We start from the raw sequence: 16,304 nt of genomic DNA on the forward strand, positions 1-16,304 counted from the left end.
GGGCTCACGCCTCAGGCGAGGGCGACGACCCCCAGCTCGGCCGGTGCCACCAGCAGCGGGTGGGCCGGGAGCACCCGCACGGTGTAGCCGAACGGACCCGGGCGGGAGAGCGCGACCTCGCCGTCGAAGCGGTGCCGGCCGCCGTCGTACGACTCGACGAGGCGCAGGGGCACGATCTCGGAGGCGACGATGTCGTCCTCGCCGTCGACCTGGCCGTGCACGAGCTGGACCTCGACGTCGGACGGCGCCAGGTCGCCGAGCGCGACGTAGGAGTGCACGCGCAGGACCGCGCCGACCTCGGCGGCGTCGCCGACACCCGCGGCCTCGACGTGCTCGACGCGGACGCCACCCCACGAGCCGCGGACCCGGGCCTTCCAGTGGGCCAGGTCCCGAGCCCCACCCGGTACGGCGGCCAGGGCGCGGGCGTTGCGCGCGGCCGGGGCGTAGAGCTGGGCGACGTAGTCGCGGACCATCCGGGTGGCCAGCACCTTGGGGCCGAGCGAGGCCCAGGTGTGGCGCAGCATCTCGATCCAGCGGCCGGGCACGCCCTCGTGGTCGAGGTCGTAGAAGCGCGGGGCGACCTCGGTCTCGATCAGGTCGTAGAGCGCCGCGGCCTCGAGGTCGTCGCGCTTGTCGGGGTCGCCGGCGAGGAGCGGGCTGTCGGCCGACGGGATGGGCCAGCCGAACTCCGGCTCGTACCACTCGTCCCACCAGCCGTCGAGGATCGAGAGGTTGAGACCGCCGTTGAGCGCGGCCTTCATCCCCGACGTGCCGCACGCCTCGTAGGGGCGCAGCGGGTTGTTGAGCCACACGTCGCAGCCGGGGTAGAGCGGCTGGGCGAGGGCGATGTCGTAGTTGGGCAGGAAGACGATCCGGTGGCGCACGTCCTCGGCGTCGGCGAACCGGACGAGCTCCTGGATGAGTCGCTTGCCGCCGTCGTCGGCGGGGTGGGCCTTGCCGGCGACGACGAGCTGGACCGGACGCTCGGGGTGGAGCAGCAGCGCCTTGAGCCGGGCGGGGTCGCGGAGCATCAGCGTCAGCCGCTTGTACGACGGCACCCGGCGCGCGAAGCCGATCGTCAGCACGTCGGGGTCGAGCGCCTCGTCGATCCAGCCGAGCTCGGCGGGCGCGGCGCCACGCTTCTCCCAGGACCTGCGCAGCCGGCGGCGGGCGTCGTCGACGAGCCGCTCGCGCAGGGCGCGCTTGGTCCGCCACACGTCGGGGCCGGGGACCTTGGCGAACGCCGCCCAGAACGCCGCGTCGTCGTCCCCGTGAGGGTCGCCGCCCTGGGCCTCGGCGAGCGCCGCCACCTCGGGCGCCACCCAGGTGGGGGCGTGCACGCCGTTGGTGATCGAGCTGATCGGCACCTCGGCCTCGTCGAACGCGGGCCACAGGCCGTTGAACATCCCGCGGCTGACGTGCCCGTGGAGCTGGGAGACGCCGTTGGCGCGCTGAGCGAGCCGGAAGCCCATCACCGCCATGTTGAACACGCCGGGCTCACCGCCCTCGTAGTCCTCGGCACCGAGCGCCAGCACCTGGTCGACGGGGACGCCGGGCGTGGCGCCGTGCTCGCCGAGGTACTGCTCGACGAGGGTCCGCGGGAACCGGTCGATGCCCGCCGGCACCGGCGTGTGCGTGGTGAAGACCGTCGAGGCGCGACCCGCCTCGAGCGCGGTCGCGAAGTCGACGTCGCTGTCGGCCGTGAGCTCGCGGATCCGCTCCACGCCGAGGAAGCCGGCATGGCCCTCGTTGGTGTGGAACACCTCGGGCTCGGGCGCCCCGGTGATCCGCGCGTGCACCCGCAGCGCCCGGACGCCGCCCACGCCCAGGAGCAGCTCCTGGCGCAGCCGGTGCTCGGTGTTGCCGCCGTAGAGCCGGTCGGTGATGAGCCGGTAGGGCTCCGGGTTCTCCTCGAAGTCGGTGTCGAGCAGCAGCAGCGGCACCCGGCCGACCGACGCCACCCAGATCCGGGCGAGCAGGTCCGGGCCGTCGGGCATCCGGATCGAGATCGTCGCGCGCGTGCCGTCGTGCTCGTGCAGCAGCGACAGCGGCAGCCCGTCGGGATCGAGCACCGGGTAGCTCTCCTGCTGCCAGCCCTCGTGCGACAGCGCCTGCTTGAAGTAGCCGTGCCGGTAGAGCAGCCCCACCCCCACGATCGGCACGCCGAGGTCGCTCGCGGCCTTGAGGTGGTCGCCGGCCAGGATGCCGAGGCCGCCGGAGTACTGCGGCAGCACCGCGGTGATGCCGAACTCCGGCGAGAAGTAGGCGACCGCGGCCGGCCACGTCGCGTCCGGCTCCGCGGCCCGGGCGCGCTGGTACCAGCGGTCGTGGGTGAGGTACGCCGTGAGGTCGTCGCGCAGCTCGGCCGCCCGTCGTACGTAGGACTCGTCGGCGGCCAGCTCGGCCCACCGCTCGCCGCCCACCTCACCCAGCAGCCGGACCGGGTCGTGCCCGACCGCCTGCCACAGCTCCGCGTCGACCGCCTCGAACAGCGCCTGGGTCGGCGGGTGCCAGGACCAGCGCAGGTTGGCCGCGAGCTCGCCCAGGGAGGCGAGCGCGTCGGGCAGGACGGGGCGGACCGTGAACCTCCGGATCGCACGCATGGACCGACCGTAGCCAATCGGACTTGAACGTTCCAAGAGGACGCCGAGAATGCGTGCGTAACGCGACGGTGGGCGGGGCCGTTGTGCAGACATAGACGGGCGGGGCGGAGTCATGGGGGCTGCCTCGCCCGTCGTTGTTCTTCGACGATCTGCGCATAGTTCGCCACGGATGCGCGACACACGTCACCTGCCGACCTAACGTCTCGGCCATGGCTGCTCGACGATTCCACTTCGGCGCGGCCCGGCGCGCGCCCGGCCTCCTCCTCGGGGTCGTCCTGGGGTCGGTGCTCGGATCGAGCGCAGCGTTCGCTGCCGTCGACTGGAGCCGGACAACCGCGTTCACCTCGAACGGCGTGTCCTACGAGAACAGCTCGGGCATCAGCAACTCATCGTCGTGGGACATCCAGACGCTGCTCGTCCGAACGTCTCACGCGGATGCTCCCGTGGGCCGCATAGGGGCGCGGGCACGCGCCTACTGGTCCAACGGCACTCTCTGCGAGCGCACCGCGACCCGCTACAACACCACCGCGACCAGCTATCACTCGGTCGTCATCCGAAGTACGCAGTGCGGGGGCTTGGTCCACTCGAAGGGGTTCAGTGAGACATGGAACGGCAACGGCTACCAGCGAGTGGCGAGCAAGCGCACCGCCAACTACCTCTACTGAAAGGACCCACTGCCATGGTCACACGACGCACCCTGCACGCGGCGCGCCCGGCCCTGATCGGCTTCGTCGGCGCCATGGCGGTCAGCGCCGGCGCCGGCGCCGCATGGAGCGCGACGCGCGACCGCACACCGGAGCGGGCCACCGCCGAAAGCCCCTCATCCGCGCAGGTCAAGTCACCCGAGACAGCCACGGGCTACCGCGGTGAGATCGCGCTTCGCGACTTCCCGGTCAACTCGCGTGGCCTCACCTACGGCTCTGACGCAGCCGTCGCCGACGGCGAGAAGGGACCAGACCTGGTGGCCGTCGTGGGCGACCACAACGTGGCCGGATTCTCCTACGCCAAGGACCTCGACGACACGAGCGTCGTCACCACGCCCGAGGAGGCGGTCGCCCACACCAGGCGGCTCGCGACGGAGGGACCGGCGTCCATCGACGTCTATGACGTCGAGGGCCTCACCGTCGTCGACACCTTCACGGACGTCGTCGGTGAGACGATCGACCGGCCGCCGGCCGATTGACACCTGCCGCACACGGATCGGCCCCCTAGGCTGAGCGGGTGAGTGCGTCCCCCCTCCGCTCGGTCGCCGAGCACCAGCAGCACGTCGCCGCCCGCCTCGCCGCCCCGCACGGCTCCGCCGACGGGTGGCCCACCGAGGCGATCCCGGTCGCGGACGCCCGCCACCGGGTCCTCGCCGCGGCGGTCGTGGCGCCGGAGCCGCTGCCGAGCTTCGACAACTCCGCCATGGACGGGTACGCCGTCCGCGCGGGCGAGGTCGCGTCCGCGAGCCCCGAGCAGCCGGTCCGGCTGCCGGTGGGCGAGGACATCCCGGCCGGGGCGCCCACGGGTGAGCTGGCGCCGGGCACGGCCCGGCGGATCATGACCGGGGCGCCGGTCCCCCGGGGCGCCGACGCGGTGGTCGAGGTCGAGGTGACCGACGGCGGCACCGAGGACGTCGAGATCCGGGAGGCGCGGGCGGCGGGGACGTTCGTGCGGCCGCAGGGCTCCGACCTGGCCGTGGGCCAGGAGGTGCTCGCGGCGGGCACGCTGCTCGGGCCGGCCCAGCTCGGGGTGCTGACGGCGCTCGGCATCCGCGAGGTCGTCGTACGGCGCCGGCCCCGGGTGCTGGTGTGCTCGACCGGGTCCGAGCTGGCCGAGGACCCGGTGCCGGGCTCGGGCCAGATCCGCGACGCCAACGGCGCGCTGCTCGCGGCCGCGGTCGAGGAGGCCGGCGGCGTGGCGGTGCGCCAGCTGTGGGTCGCCGACGACGTCCCGGCGTTCCTGGCGCTGCTCGACGAGCAGCTCGCGGCCGGGGACGTCGACCTGGTGCTGACCTCCGGCGGGGTGAGCGCGGGCGCCTACGAGGTCGTCAAGGAGGGCCTCGGGCCGCGCGGCGTGGAGTTCACCAAGGTCGCGATGCAGCCCGGGATGCCCCAGGGCTCCGGTCTGGTCAGCGGTGTTCCGGTCGTCTGCCTGCCCGGCAACCCGGTCAGCGCGCTCACTTCGTGGGAGGTGTTCGTGCGCCCCGGCCTGCGGCGCGCGTTCGGGCACCCGGTCCCCGACCGCCCGGTCGTGCGGGCCCGGCTGACCGAGCCCGTCGAGGGACTGCCCGCCAAGCGCCAGATCCGCCGCGCGCGGCTCGACCGTGCCACCGGCAGCGTCACCCCCTGGGGTCCGCCGGGCTCCGGTTTCCTGGGCTGGTTCGCCGGTGCGGACGCGCTCCTCGACCTGCCCGCAGGAGGCGCCCCGCTCGCCGCCGGGGACACCGTCGATGCGTGGGATCTGCTGTCTGGGTAGGTTCGACGCATGGTCGGACGCATCCCCGTGATCGACGTCATGCCCCTCCTCGAGGCGGGCCCCACCTCAGGGCGCCTGCCCGCGAAGGCCAGCCTCGGTGAGCCCTTCCCGGTGAGCGCGACCGTGTTCCGCGAGGGACACGACCGCCTCGGTGCCGAGGTCGTGCTCCTCGCCCCCGACGGCGTACGACGACCGCCGGTGCGGATGCGCCCGCTCCCGGCGCGCGACCGGCGCACGGTCGACCGCTACGAGGCCTGGGTCGCCGCGGACGCCGAGGGCCCGTGGTCGTTCGAGATCCACGCCTGGTCCGACCCGATCGCCACCTGGGAGCACGCGGCCGGCATCAAGATCCGCGCCGGGATCGACGTCGAGCTGATGTTCGCCGAGGGCCGGCTGCTGCTCGAGCGCGTCCTCGCGGAGGCCAAGCCCCCCAAGGCCGCGCGGGCCACGGTCAAGGCCGCCATCACCGCCGCGACCGACACCAAGCGCCCGGCCGAGGCGCGGCTCGCCCAGCTCGAGTCGCCCGAGCTGCGGGCCGTCCTCGCGGCGTACCCGCTGCGCGACCTGCTGACCGTCGAGGGCCCCTTCCCGGTCTACGTCGACCGCTCCCGGGCGCTGTTCGGCAGCTGGTACGAGCTGTTCCCCCGCTCCGAGGGCGCGACCTACGACCCCGCCACCGGCGAGGTCGTCAGCGGCACCTTCCGCACCGCCGCCGAGCGGCTGCCGGCCGTGGCGGCGATGGGCTTCGACGTCGTCTACCTGCCGCCGATCCACCCGATCGGCGAGGTCAACCGCAAGGGCCCCAACAACACGGTGCTGCCCGAGGGCGAGCCCACCCCCGCCGACTGGACCGGCTCCCCCTGGGCGATCGGCAGCAAGGACGGCGGGCACGACGCGGTCCACCCCGACCTCGGCACGATCGCGGACTTCGACGCCTTCGTCGCGGCCGCGCACGCGGCCGACCTGGAGGTCGCGCTCGACCTGGCGCTCCAGTGCGCCCCCGACCACCCGTGGGTCGAGGCCCACCCGGAGTGGTTCACCACGCGCGCCGACGGCACGATCGCCTACGCCGAGAACCCGCCGAAGAGGTACCAGGACATCTACCCGGTCAACTTCGACAACGACCCCGACGGCATCGCGGCCGAGGTGCTGCGCGTCGTGCGGCACTGGATGGCCCACGGCGTGCGGATCTTCCGCGTCGACAACCCCCACACCAAGCCGGTCGCCTTCTGGCAGTGGCTCCTCGCCGAGGTACGGCGTACCGACCCGGACGTGCTCTTCCTCGCCGAGGCCTTCACCAAGCCGCCGATGCTCCAGACCCTCGGCGCGATCGGCTTCCACCAGTCCTACACCTACTTCACGTGGCGCACCGAGAAGGTCGACGTCGAGGACTACCTGCGCGAGGTGTCGGCCGAGTCGGCCCACCGGATCCGGCCGAACTTCTTCGTCAACACCCCCGACATCCTCCACGAGTTCCTCCAGTACGGCGGCCCCGCGGCCTTCCGCGTGCGCGCGGTGCTCGCGGCGCTGTCGTCGCCCACCTGGGGCATGTACGCCGGCTACGAGCTCGGCGAGCACGTGGCGGTGCGGCCCGGCAGCGAGGAGTACCTCGACTCGGAGAAGTACCAGATCCGGGTCCGCGACTGGGAGGCCGCGCGGGGCAACGCGCACGGCCTGCCGGCGTACATCACCCGGCTCAACGAGATCCGCCGCGCGCACCCCGCGCTCCAGCTGCTGCGCAACCTGACGGTGCACCCGACCGACGAGGACCACGTCATCTGCTGGTCCAAGGTGGCCGGCGAGGACCGCGTGGTCGTCGTCCTCAACCTCGATCCGCACCAGCCCCGCGAGACGATGGTGCACCTCGACCTCGCCGCGCTCGGCCTGCCGCCGGGCGCCGCGTTCGAGGTGCACGACGAGATCACCGGCAGCGACTGGACGTGGGGCGAGCACAACTACGTCCGGCTCGAACCCGCGCAGCCCGCGCACATCCTGGTCGTGAGGGGGAACCAGTGACGTTGTCCGACGCCGTGGTCGTCAACGAGGAGCCCGAGTGGTTCCGGACGGCCGTGTTCTACGAGGTCCTGGTCCGGTCGTTCCGCGACGCCGACGCCGACGGGACCGGTGACTTCCAGGGCCTGACCGAGAAGCTCGACTACCTGCAGTGGCTGGGCGTCGACTGCCTGTGGGTGCCGCCGTTCTTCTCCTCGCCCCTGCGCGACGGCGGCTACGACGTCGCCGACTACACCAACATCCTTCCCGAGATCGGGACCGTCGAGGACTTCCACGCCTTCCTCGATGCCGCGCACGAGCGCGGGATCCGGGTGATCATCGACTTCGTCATGAACCACACGAGCGACGCGCACCCGTGGTTCCAGGCCTCGCGCAGCGATCCGGACGGCCCCTACGGCGACTTCTACGTGTGGTCCGACACCGACGAGCTCTACCAGGACGCACGGATCATCTTCGTCGACACCGAGCCGTCCAACTGGACCTGGGACCAGGTGCGCGGCCAGTACTACTGGCACCGCTTCTTCCACCACCAGCCGGACCTCAACTTCGACAACCCCAAGGTCCACGACGCGATGCTGGAGGCGATGTCGTTCTGGCTCGACATGGGCCTCGACGGCTTCCGGCTCGACGCGGTGCCCTACCTCTACGAGCGCCCGGGCACCAACGGCGAGAACCTCCCCGAGACCCACGAGTTCCTCCGCAAGGTCCGCAAGTTCGTCGACGACAAGTACCCCGGCCGGGTCCTGCTGTGCGAGGCGAACCAGTGGCCGACCGACGTCGTGGAGTACTTCGGCGATCCGGCCGTCGGCGGCGACGAGTGCCACATGGCGTTCCACTTCCCCGTGATGCCGCGCATCTTCATGGCCGTGCGGCGCGAGTCGCGGTTCCCGATCTCGGAGATCATGGAGCAGACGCCGGACATCCCGGACGGCTGCCAGTGGGGCATCTTCCTGCGCAACCACGACGAGCTGACGCTCGAGATGGTCGCCGACGAGGACCGCGACTACATGTGGGGCGAGTACGCCAAGGACCCCCGCATGAAGGCCAACATCGGCATCCGCCGCCGGCTCGCTCCCCTGCTCGACAACGACACCAACCAGATCGAGCTGTTCACCGCGCTCCTGCTGTCGCTGCCCGGCTCCCCCGTCCTGTACTACGGCGACGAGATCGGGATGGGCGACAACATCTGGCTCGGCGACCGCGACGGCGTACGGACGCCGATGCAGTGGACGCCCGACCGCAACGCCGGGTTCTCCGCGGCGACGCCCGGCAAGCTGCACCTGCCGGTGATCCAGGACCCCGTCTACGGCTACCAGAGCGTCAACGTCGAGGCCCAGCTCGAGAACCCGTCGTCCCTCCTGCACTGGACGCGGCGGATGATCCACATCCGCCGCCAGCACGACTGCTTCGGGCTCGGCACGTTCACCGACCTCGGCGGCTCCAACCCGACCGTGCTGTCGTACGTGCGCGAGCTGCCCGGCAGCGCCGACGACATGATCCTGTGCGTCAACAACCTGTCCCGCTTCCCCCAGCCGGTCGAGCTGGACCTGCGCCGCTTCGAGGGCCGGGTGCCGGTCGAGCTGCTCGGGGGCGTGCCGTTCCCCCGGATCGGGGAGCTCCCGTATCTCCTGACGCTCAGCGGGCACGGCTTCTACTGGTTCCGGCTCACGGATCCGGAGACGACAGGGAGGCCGGTGCTGTGATCGAGACGTTCCTCGCCCAGAGCCGGTGGTTCGGCGGCAAGGGCCGCGCCTTCAGCGTCAGCGGGGTGCGCGAGCTCGGCCGCCTGGGCACGGCTCCCGAGGTCGTCCTGCTCCTGGTCGAGGTGACCTACGACGGCACCCGCGACCGCGAGCTCTACCAGGTGCCGCTCGCCCTGTACGACGAGCCGCAGGAGCGTCTCGAGCACGCGCTGGCCGCGCGCTGGCCGCTGGGGCTCGCCGACGGCGCCTACGCCTACGACGCCGTGCAGGACCGAGTCGCGATGGCCCACTTCCTGCGGGCGTTCGGCGAGCGTCCGGGCTTCCAGACCCTTCCCGGGCACGAGCTCGACCGGGAGGCCGTGGCGAGCCCGTTCAGCGGCGAGCAGTCGAACTCGTCAGTGTTCTTCGGCGAGGACGCCGTGCTCAAGCTGTTCCGCAAGGTCACCCCCGGCGAGAACCCCGACATCACCACCCACCGGGTGCTCACCGAGGCCGGCTCGACCCACGTCGCCCAGCTCTACGGCTGGATCGAGGCCGACGACCTGCACCTCGGCATGCTCCAGCAGTTCCTGCGCACCGCCAGCGACGGCTGGGACCTCGCCCTGGCCAGCGTCCGCGACCTCTTCGCCGAGGCCGACCTGCACGCCGAGGAGGTCGGCGGCGACTTCGCCGCCGAGGCCGCCCGGCTCGGCACCGCCCTCGCCGAGGTCCACGCCCAGCTCGCCGCGTCGTTCCCGGTCGCCGAGGCCTCCGGCGCGGCCCTGTCCGCCGCGATGACCGACCGGCTCGCCGCCGCGACCGACGTGGTGCCCGACCTGGCCGCTCATGCGCCGGGCGCGCGGGCCGTCTTCGACGCGGTGGCCGGCCTGGACGCCGTACCGGTGCAGCGGATCCACGGCGACCTGCACCTGGGCCAGACCCTGCGCACCGTCCTGGGCTGGAAGCTCGTCGACTTCGAGGGCGAGCCCGCCAAGCCGCTCTCCGAGCGCCTGCTCCCCGACTCCCCCTGGCGCGACGTCGCCGGCCTGCTCCGCTCCTTCGACTACGCGCCCCACGCGGTCGCCGAGTCGATCGGCGACGACGAGCCCGACGCCGCCCACCAGCGCGCCCACCGGGCCGACGAGTGGGCCCGGCGCAACCGCAAGGCCTTCCTGGCGTCGTACTGCGGCGACGAGGGGTTGAGCGCGGCGGACCGGACGCTGCTGACGGCGTACGTGGTGGACAAGGCGGTCTACGAGTGCGTCTACGAGGCGCGCAACCGGCCGACCTGGCTGCCGATCCCGCTGGCGGGGGTGGCTCGGCTCACTGCTCGCTGACGGCGGCGGCGCAGGGCCCGACGGACGGGGCGCCGGCCGGACCACCGGCCAGCAGGTCGGTCTGGTCGCCCAGGTCGATCACCTCGCGCTCGGGTGGCGGGCGCACGTCGACCGGGGCGCCGTGGTCGGCGTACTCGAAGCGGACGACGACCCCGTCCGTCTCGCCGAACGCCGCGATCTCGTCGGGGACATCGGCCGGGTCGAGCGCGCCGAGCACGTCACCGAGCCGGTACTCCAGCGCCGCGTAGCGCCCGTCGCGAACCGTGACGACACCCGGGACGGTCGCGGCCGGGTCGATCCCGCTGACCGACTTGTTGGCGATGCGGGGCATCACGGCCGGTGCCGCCTCGTCGAGCAGCAGGTCGACGGCCACCCGCTCGGCGCCGTCGTCCGCGGCACCGGCGACGAACCCGTCGGCGGCCGGGTCGACGAGCATCAGCGCCGGGGGCGGCACCGCCGCGAGACGTGCGTCCTCGCCGTCGCCCCGGGTCATGTGGATCCAGCAGCCGGCGAGCGCCTCGCCCTCCGAGGACGCGGCCAGGGCCCAGGCGTGCTCCTCGACCAGGCGGTACTCGACCCGGAACTTCCCCGGCAGCTCGACCACCTGGGAGGCGGCCGGCACCAGCAGGTCGAAGTCGCCCGTTCCGATCTCCAGGCCCCCGGTCGTCGAGGCCGGCGTCTCCCACCACATCGTGTAGCGGGCGCTCCCGTCCTCGAGCAGCCGCTTCTCGGCGGCGTCGACCACCCGCTGGGCACGGGCCCGGGAGCCCGGCACCACGCTGGGCGCGGGCGCCGAGGTCGCGGCCGGTCCGTCGCTCGACCTCAGCCGGTGGATCTCGGAGGAGCCGGTACCGCACCCCGTCAGTGCGACCACCGACGAGACGACGACCAGCAGGGTGAGCACGCGGGAGCAGGCGGCCATGGGCACATCCTGGCAGCCGGACGCCCGTCCGGCCGTGGAATCCGCTCAGAGCATCTCGGTCGGCTCGAGCTCGGCGGCGTCCCTCGACACCACGCAGTCCCGGTCCTCCACCGCGCAGTGCCACGCCCACAGCAGCTGCCCCGCGCCGACCCCGACCAGCGCCGCGGTCGCGAAGCCGAGCGCCGACCCCCCGATCACCGGTACGACGGCCACGGCGGTCACCGCGTTCAGGACGAGCGCGAGGAACGAGCCGAGCGAGACCACCGCGCCGCGGCGGGCCGGGAAGCGGTCGAGGAGCAGGAGCTGGAGGGTCGGGTAGGTGATGCCGTTGCCGAGCGCGATGAGGCTGACGCCGATGACGGCCCAGGGCAGGTCCGTGGCGGCGGGAGTCGCGGCCACGATGACGCCGACGACGCCGCCGATGAACGAGGTGGTGCAGCCGAGGGAGACCAGGCGGCGGGCGGTGATCCGGCCGGCGGCGCGGCCGCACAGCCAGGAGCCGAGCATCATCGAGCCGATCATCGGGACGAAGAGCTTCCAGAAGTCGAGCTCGCCCTGGCCGAGGACGTCGACGACGAAGACGGCGGCGCCGCCGATGTAGAGGAACTGGGCGCCGAAGATGAGGGCGGTCGACCAGCCGAGGCGGTGGAAGGCGCCCTCGCGGGCGACGGCGCCGAGGCCGCGCATGATCTCGCCGACGTTGAGGGGCACCCGGCGCTCGCGCGGGTGGGTCTCTGGCAGCAGGAAGACCACGGCGAGGACGAGCACGACACCGAGGCAGGCCTGGAAGACGAAGATCAGCGGCCAGGAGCCGACCTGGAGGATGGCGCCACCGAGGATCGGGCCGATCGCCGGGGCGATGCCGAAGATGATCGCCACCCGGCTCATCAGGCGCTGCGCCTGCGGTCCCTCGAAGAGGTCGCGGATCACGGTCCGGCTGACGATGGTGGCGCCACCGGCGCTGAGTCCCTGGAGGGCGCGGAAGACGAGCAGGACCGCGAGGCTGCCGGACAGCGCGGCGCCGATGGACGCGACGACGTACACAGAGATCGAGACCGCCATCACCGGGCGGCGGCCGACGGCGTCGGAGAGCGGTCCGTGGAACACGCTCATCAGGGCGAACGAGCCGAGGTAGACGGTGACGACGAGCTGGAGCTCCTCGGTGCCGACGCCGAGGTCGCGCCCCATCGCGGGGAAGGCCGGGAAGGGCGTGTCGATGCTGAAGGGACCGATCATCGACAGCGCGGCCAGGACTCCCGGGATGAGGACGGCGTAGCGCCAGCCCATACGTTCTGTCACCCCCGCATCATTCCGTATCGCTACTATCGGAGAGATGCCGCCCGCACAGAGCAGCAACAGCAGCCCACCCGGGTCCACGCTCGGCGAGATCGACCTCCACCTCGTCGCGGAGGGCCGGCACGAGCTCCTCTGGCACGTCCTCGGCGCCCACGTGCGCGCCGCGCCCGAGCCCGGGACGAGCTTCGTGGTCTGGGCGCCGAACGCCCGTCAGGTCAGCGTGGTCGGCGACTTCAACGGCTGGGACGGCAACGCCGATCCCCTGCACCGGATCGGGTCCGGGCTGTGGGAGACCTTCGTCCCCGGTGTCGGTTCGGGCGCGGACTACAAGTACCTCGTCGAGGGGGCCGACGGCGTCTGGCGCCAGAAGGCCGACCCGATGGCGTTCCACGCCGAGGTGCCGCCGGCGACGGCGTCCCGGGTCTTCGCCAGCACCCACGTCTGGCAGGACGACGCGTGGCTCGCGGCGCGCGCGGCGAAGCAGCCGGTCAACGAGCCGATGGCGACGTACGAGCTGCACCTGGGCTCGTGGAAGCGCCATCCCGACGGCTCCTTCTGGACGTACGACGAGCTGGCCGCCGACCTCCCCGCCTACCTCGCCGACCTGGGCTTCACCCACGTCGAGCTGATGCCCGTCATGCAGCACCCGTTCGGCGGATCGTGGGGCTACCACGTGACCGGCTACTTCGCGCCGGACGCGCGCTTCGGCGACCCCGACGGCTTCCGCCGCCTCGTCGACGCGCTCCACGCGGCCGGGATCGCGGTGCTCCTCGACTGGGTCCCGGGGCACTTCGCGACCGACGAGTGGGCCCTGGCCCGGTACGACGGCACGCCCCTCTACGAGCACCCCGACCCCCAGCGCGGGTGGCACCCGGAGTGGGGCTCCTACATCTTCGACTTCGGCCGCCCCGAGGTGCGCAACTTCCTCGTCGCCAACGCGCTCTACTGGCTCGAGGAGTTCCACGTCGACGGGCTGCGCGTCGACGGCGTCGCCTCGATGCTCTACCTCGACTACGGCCGCAAGCAGGGCGAGTGGACGCCCAACGAGCACGGCGGCCACGAGCACCTGGAGGCCGTGCGGCTGCTCCAGGAGCTCAACGCGACGGCGTACAAGCGGGTGCCGGGGATCGTCACCATCGCCGAGGAGTCGACCGCGTGGCCGGGCGTCACGGGGGCCACGTCGGGCGGCGGGCTTGGCTTCGGGTTCAAGTGGAACATGGGCTGGATGCACGACAGCCTGCGCTACCTGGAGCACGAGCCGGTGCACCGCTCGTACCACCACGGCGAGATGACGTTCTCGCTCGTCTACGGCTTCTCCGAGAACTACGTGCTCCCCCTCAGCCACGACGAGGTCGTCCACGGCAAGGGCTCCCTGCTGCGCAAGATGCCCGGCGACCGCTGGCAGCAGCTGGCCACGCTGCGCGCCTACCTCGCCTACATGTGGGCCCACCCCGGCAAGCAGCTCGTGATGATGGGCACCGAGCTGGCCCAGGAGTCGGAGTGGGCCGAGGCCCGCGAGCTCGACTGGTGGCTGCTCGACAAGCCCGGCCACCGCGGGATGCGCGACTTCGTCCGCGACCTCAACCACCGCTACCGCGACGAGCCGGCGCTGTGGCGCCTCGACAACGACCCGGCCGGCTTCGCCTGGGTCGACGCGCAGGCCGCCGGGCACAACGTCTTCGCGTTCACCCGCACCGCCGGGCAGGACGGCGTGCCCGACCTGGTCTGCGTCACCAACTTCGCCGCGGTCCCCCACGACTACCGGCTCGGCCTCCCCCTCGCCGGGCCGTGGGCCGAGCTGCTCAACACCGACGCGGCGTCGTACGGCGGGAGCGGGGTCGGCAACCTCGGCACCGTCCACGCACTGCCGGCCGGGCCGCTCGAGGCGCGGGCGCCCGGCGGCAGCCCGGCGTACGCGGACCTGGTGATCCCCCCTCTGGCGACGCTGTGGTTGCGAGCACCCCAGGGCCTGCCTCCCGGCACCGCGCCGTAGCGAGCGGTGTTGGCGGCCGATCGGGCAAGACGGCGGAGCGACGACGTGCCGGATCGCCCTTCGAGCGACGCCGCCGCAGCCCGATCGCGCCGCGAACGCCGCGCAGTAGGCGGGGTGCTGGGAGGCAGGCCCTAGGGTGATCCTCGTGTCCGAGCAGCCGGAGATCACCCATGCGACCGTCGACGACGGGATCGCCCGGCTGACCTGGACCTCCGGCCTCACCGAGCGCGGCTGGCAGGCCGCCGTCGACGTCGTACGACGCCAGGTGGCGGCCGCGCTGACCGACCACGACCGGGTCGAGGTCAAGGTGGCCGTCGACGACGCCGAGGGCCAGCGGATCGCGACCTGGTCCGGGCTGCGCCGCGAGGGCGTGCAGCGGCAGCGGACCGGTGACGTGGTGGTCTACGCGCGGCTGGCCGACGACACCCCGGTGCACGAGCCTGGTGGCTTCCGGGCGCTGCTCAACTCGTTCCTGCCCCGCAAGCGCGGGATCGGCCAGATGCTCATCCGCGACAGCGACGGGCCCGAGCCGCGGGTGCTGCTGTGCCAGCTGACCTACAAGAGCGACTGGGACCTGCCTGGTGGCGTGGTCGAGGTCGGTGAGTCGCCGCGGGTCGCGGTCAGCCGTGAGGTCGAGGAGGAGCTCAGCCTCACCATCGAGGCGGGCGCGCTCGTGCTCACCGACTGGCTGCCGCCGTGGGGTGGCTGGGACGACGCGCTGTGCCTGGTCTTCGACGGCGGGGTGCACCCGGCCTCGATCGTCCAGCAGGTGGTGCCCCAGGCCCGCGAGATCAAGAGCGCGGAGTTCCTGACCCTCGCCGAGGTGGACGAGCGGGCCGCCGACTTCACCGCTCGGCGGGTGCGGGCAGCGCTGGCGAGCCTGGCCGGGACGGGTCCGTCGTACACGGAGTCGGGGCGCTAGGAGTCTGCTGAGCAAGGGCGCCGTCGCGAGCGTCGCGAGGCGCGTGCGATGGCAAGGCGGCGGAGTGAGGCGGTCTGGTTGACCGTTGATCGACGCCGCCGCAGCCAGCGTGCGTGCATCGCGGCGCGCAGCAGGCGGGCTTGCTCAGCGGACTCCTGGCGCCGCGCCGCTGGGCCACCAGCACGCCCAGCACCAGGATCGCCCCGCCGAGCAGCTCACCGGTCGAGGGCACCTCGTCGAGCAGCAGCCAGGCCGAGCCGATGGCGACCGGCGGCACGAGCAGGATCCACGGCACGACCGCGGCCGACGGGTTGCGCGAGAGCAGTCCGTTGAAGATGCCGTAGCCGACGAGCGAGGCCAGCGCGGCGGTGTAGAGCGTCGAGACGATCGCCTGCCAGCCGAAGGCGCCGAGGCCGTCGGCCACCGCCGCCGGACCGTCGACGACGAGCGAGAGCCCCACCAGCGGCACCGGTACGACGAGCGCCGACCACACCGTCAGCGCCAGCCCGCCGGTCGCTCCGGAGGCGCGCGAGACGACATTGCCGATCGCCCACATGAGCGCCGCGACCAGGCACAGCAGCAGCGCGAGGGCCGGGACGTGACCGCCGCGGCCCAGGCCGACGACGACCAGCCCGGCCGCGCCGAGCACGACGCCGGCGGTCTGCGGGCGGGTGGGGCGCTCGCGCAGGGCGACGGCGGCGATGAGGATCGTGAGCACCACCTGGGCCTGGAGCACCAGGCCCGCCAGTCCGGGCGGCATGCCGGCGTCCATGGCGACGTACAGGAAGCCGAACTGGCCCAGCGACATGAACGTCCCGACCGCCACCACCGTGCGCCACGGGACCGGCGGCGGGTCGAGCAGGAAGACCGCGGGCACCACGACGGCGAGGAAGCGCGCCGCGACGAACAGCAGCGGCGGGACCTCGCCCATCCCCCAGTCGATGACGACGAAGTTGAAGCCCCAGATCACGGCCACGAGGGCGGCGAGGGACTGGTCGCGGCGGGTCACCGGTCCAGGATCCCCGCCCTGACCTTGAAGCACCAGCGAATGATCATGCACCTTTTGATGTAGCGTC

General features: G+C 72.7%; 12 protein-coding genes. 8 read left to right on the plus strand and 4 right to left on the minus strand.

The annotated features are described in order from the left end of the window. Positions 1-11: 11 nt before the first annotated feature. A complete protein-coding gene (gene glgP / locus M0M48_RS15045) occupies positions 12-2,603 on the minus strand; it encodes an alpha-glucan family phosphorylase (RefSeq protein ID WP_257751765.1) in 2,592 nt (863 codons plus the stop codon). A gap of 209 nt (positions 2,604-2,812) precedes the next feature. On the opposite strand from glgP, the gene M0M48_RS15050 reads away from it, so the two are divergent. Genes M0M48_RS15050 through M0M48_RS15075 form a run of 6 tightly spaced genes read left to right on the plus strand, consistent with a single transcriptional unit; the run spans position 2,813 to position 10,095 of the window. Next, positions 2,813-3,268, plus strand: coding sequence for a hypothetical protein (locus tag M0M48_RS15050; protein WP_257751766.1), 456 nt, complete (start codon positions 2,813-2,815; stop codon positions 3,266-3,268). Between the two features lie 14 nt (positions 3,269-3,282). Continuing rightward, positions 3,283-3,786: a hypothetical protein gene (locus M0M48_RS15055; RefSeq protein WP_257751767.1), complete on the plus strand. Its 504-nt coding sequence runs from the start codon at positions 3,283-3,285 to the stop codon at positions 3,784-3,786. 38 nt (positions 3,787-3,824) lie between these two features. Continuing rightward, the gene (locus M0M48_RS15060; RefSeq protein ID WP_257751768.1) at positions 3,825-5,063 is read left to right on the plus strand and encodes a molybdopterin molybdotransferase MoeA; all 1,239 of its coding nucleotides are present in this window, start codon (positions 3,825-3,827) and stop codon (positions 5,061-5,063) included. A gap of 9 nt (positions 5,064-5,072) precedes the next feature. Further along, positions 5,073-7,079, plus strand: coding sequence for a maltotransferase domain-containing protein (locus tag M0M48_RS15065; protein ID WP_257751769.1), 2,007 nt, complete (start codon positions 5,073-5,075; stop codon positions 7,077-7,079). Then, the gene (treS, locus tag M0M48_RS15070; protein ID WP_257751770.1) at positions 7,076-8,779 is read left to right on the plus strand and encodes a maltose alpha-D-glucosyltransferase; all 1,704 of its coding nucleotides are present in this window, start codon (positions 7,076-7,078) and stop codon (positions 8,777-8,779) included. Before M0M48_RS15065 ends, treS begins: the two co-directional genes overlap by 4 nt. Further along, positions 8,776-10,095, plus strand: coding sequence for a maltokinase N-terminal cap-like domain-containing protein (locus tag M0M48_RS15075; protein ID WP_257751771.1), 1,320 nt, complete (start codon positions 8,776-8,778; stop codon positions 10,093-10,095). The genes treS and M0M48_RS15075 overlap by 4 nt, the downstream gene beginning before the upstream one ends. Here the strand turns inward: M0M48_RS15075 and M0M48_RS15080 are convergent. Both M0M48_RS15080 and M0M48_RS15085 read right to left on the minus strand, forming a co-directional pair. Beyond that, complete coding sequence (locus tag M0M48_RS15080; protein ID WP_257751772.1) at positions 10,082-11,017, minus strand: hypothetical protein; 936 nt, start codon at positions 11,015-11,017, stop codon at positions 10,082-10,084. The two genes, M0M48_RS15075 and M0M48_RS15080, sit on opposite strands and share 14 nt — an antisense overlap. Positions 11,018-11,062: 45 nt before the next feature. Further along, entirely contained in the window at positions 11,063-12,316 is a 1,254-nt protein-coding gene (locus M0M48_RS15085) for a multidrug effflux MFS transporter (protein ID WP_257751773.1), read from the minus strand. 34 nt (positions 12,317-12,350) lie between these two features. On the opposite strand from M0M48_RS15085, the gene glgB reads away from it, so the two are divergent. Both glgB and M0M48_RS15095 read left to right on the plus strand, forming a co-directional pair. Beyond that, the gene (gene glgB / locus M0M48_RS15090) at positions 12,351-14,306 is read left to right on the plus strand and encodes a 1,4-alpha-glucan branching protein GlgB (protein WP_257751774.1); all 1,956 of its coding nucleotides are present in this window, start codon (positions 12,351-12,353) and stop codon (positions 14,304-14,306) included. Positions 14,307-14,451: 145 nt separating this feature from the next. Continuing rightward, positions 14,452-15,228 (plus strand): NUDIX domain-containing protein, encoded by a 777-nt coding sequence (locus tag M0M48_RS15095; protein WP_257751775.1) that lies wholly within the window; start codon positions 14,452-14,454, stop codon positions 15,226-15,228. Here M0M48_RS15095 and M0M48_RS15100 read toward each other — a convergent pair. After that, entirely contained in the window at positions 15,152-16,237 is a 1,086-nt protein-coding gene (locus tag M0M48_RS15100; protein ID WP_257751776.1) for an EamA family transporter, read from the minus strand. The two genes, M0M48_RS15095 and M0M48_RS15100, sit on opposite strands and share 77 nt — an antisense overlap. Positions 16,238-16,304: the final 67 nt, after the last annotated feature.

The sequence above is a fragment of the Pimelobacter simplex genome (assembly GCF_024662235.1).
GTDB lineage: Bacteria > Actinomycetota > Actinomycetes > Propionibacteriales > Nocardioidaceae > Nocardioides.

Excerpts from the sequence above, each read along its gene's own strand:
- glgP (WP_257751765.1), bottom strand. The coding sequence starts at position 2,603 with ATGCGTGCGATCCGGAGGTTCACGGTCCGCCCCGTCCTGCCCGACGCG.
- M0M48_RS15050 (WP_257751766.1), top strand. The coding sequence starts at position 2,813 with ATGGCTGCTCGACGATTCCACTTCGGCGCGGCCCGGCGCGCGCCCGGC.
- M0M48_RS15055 (WP_257751767.1), top strand. The coding sequence starts at position 3,283 with ATGGTCACACGACGCACCCTGCACGCGGCGCGCCCGGCCCTGATCGGC.
- M0M48_RS15065 (WP_257751769.1), top strand. The coding sequence starts at position 5,073 with ATGGTCGGACGCATCCCCGTGATCGACGTCATGCCCCTCCTCGAGGCG.
- M0M48_RS15080 (WP_257751772.1), bottom strand. The coding sequence starts at position 11,017 with ATGGCCGCCTGCTCCCGCGTGCTCACCCTGCTGGTCGTCGTCTCGTCG.
- glgB (WP_257751774.1), top strand. The coding sequence starts at position 12,351 with ATGCCGCCCGCACAGAGCAGCAACAGCAGCCCACCCGGGTCCACGCTC.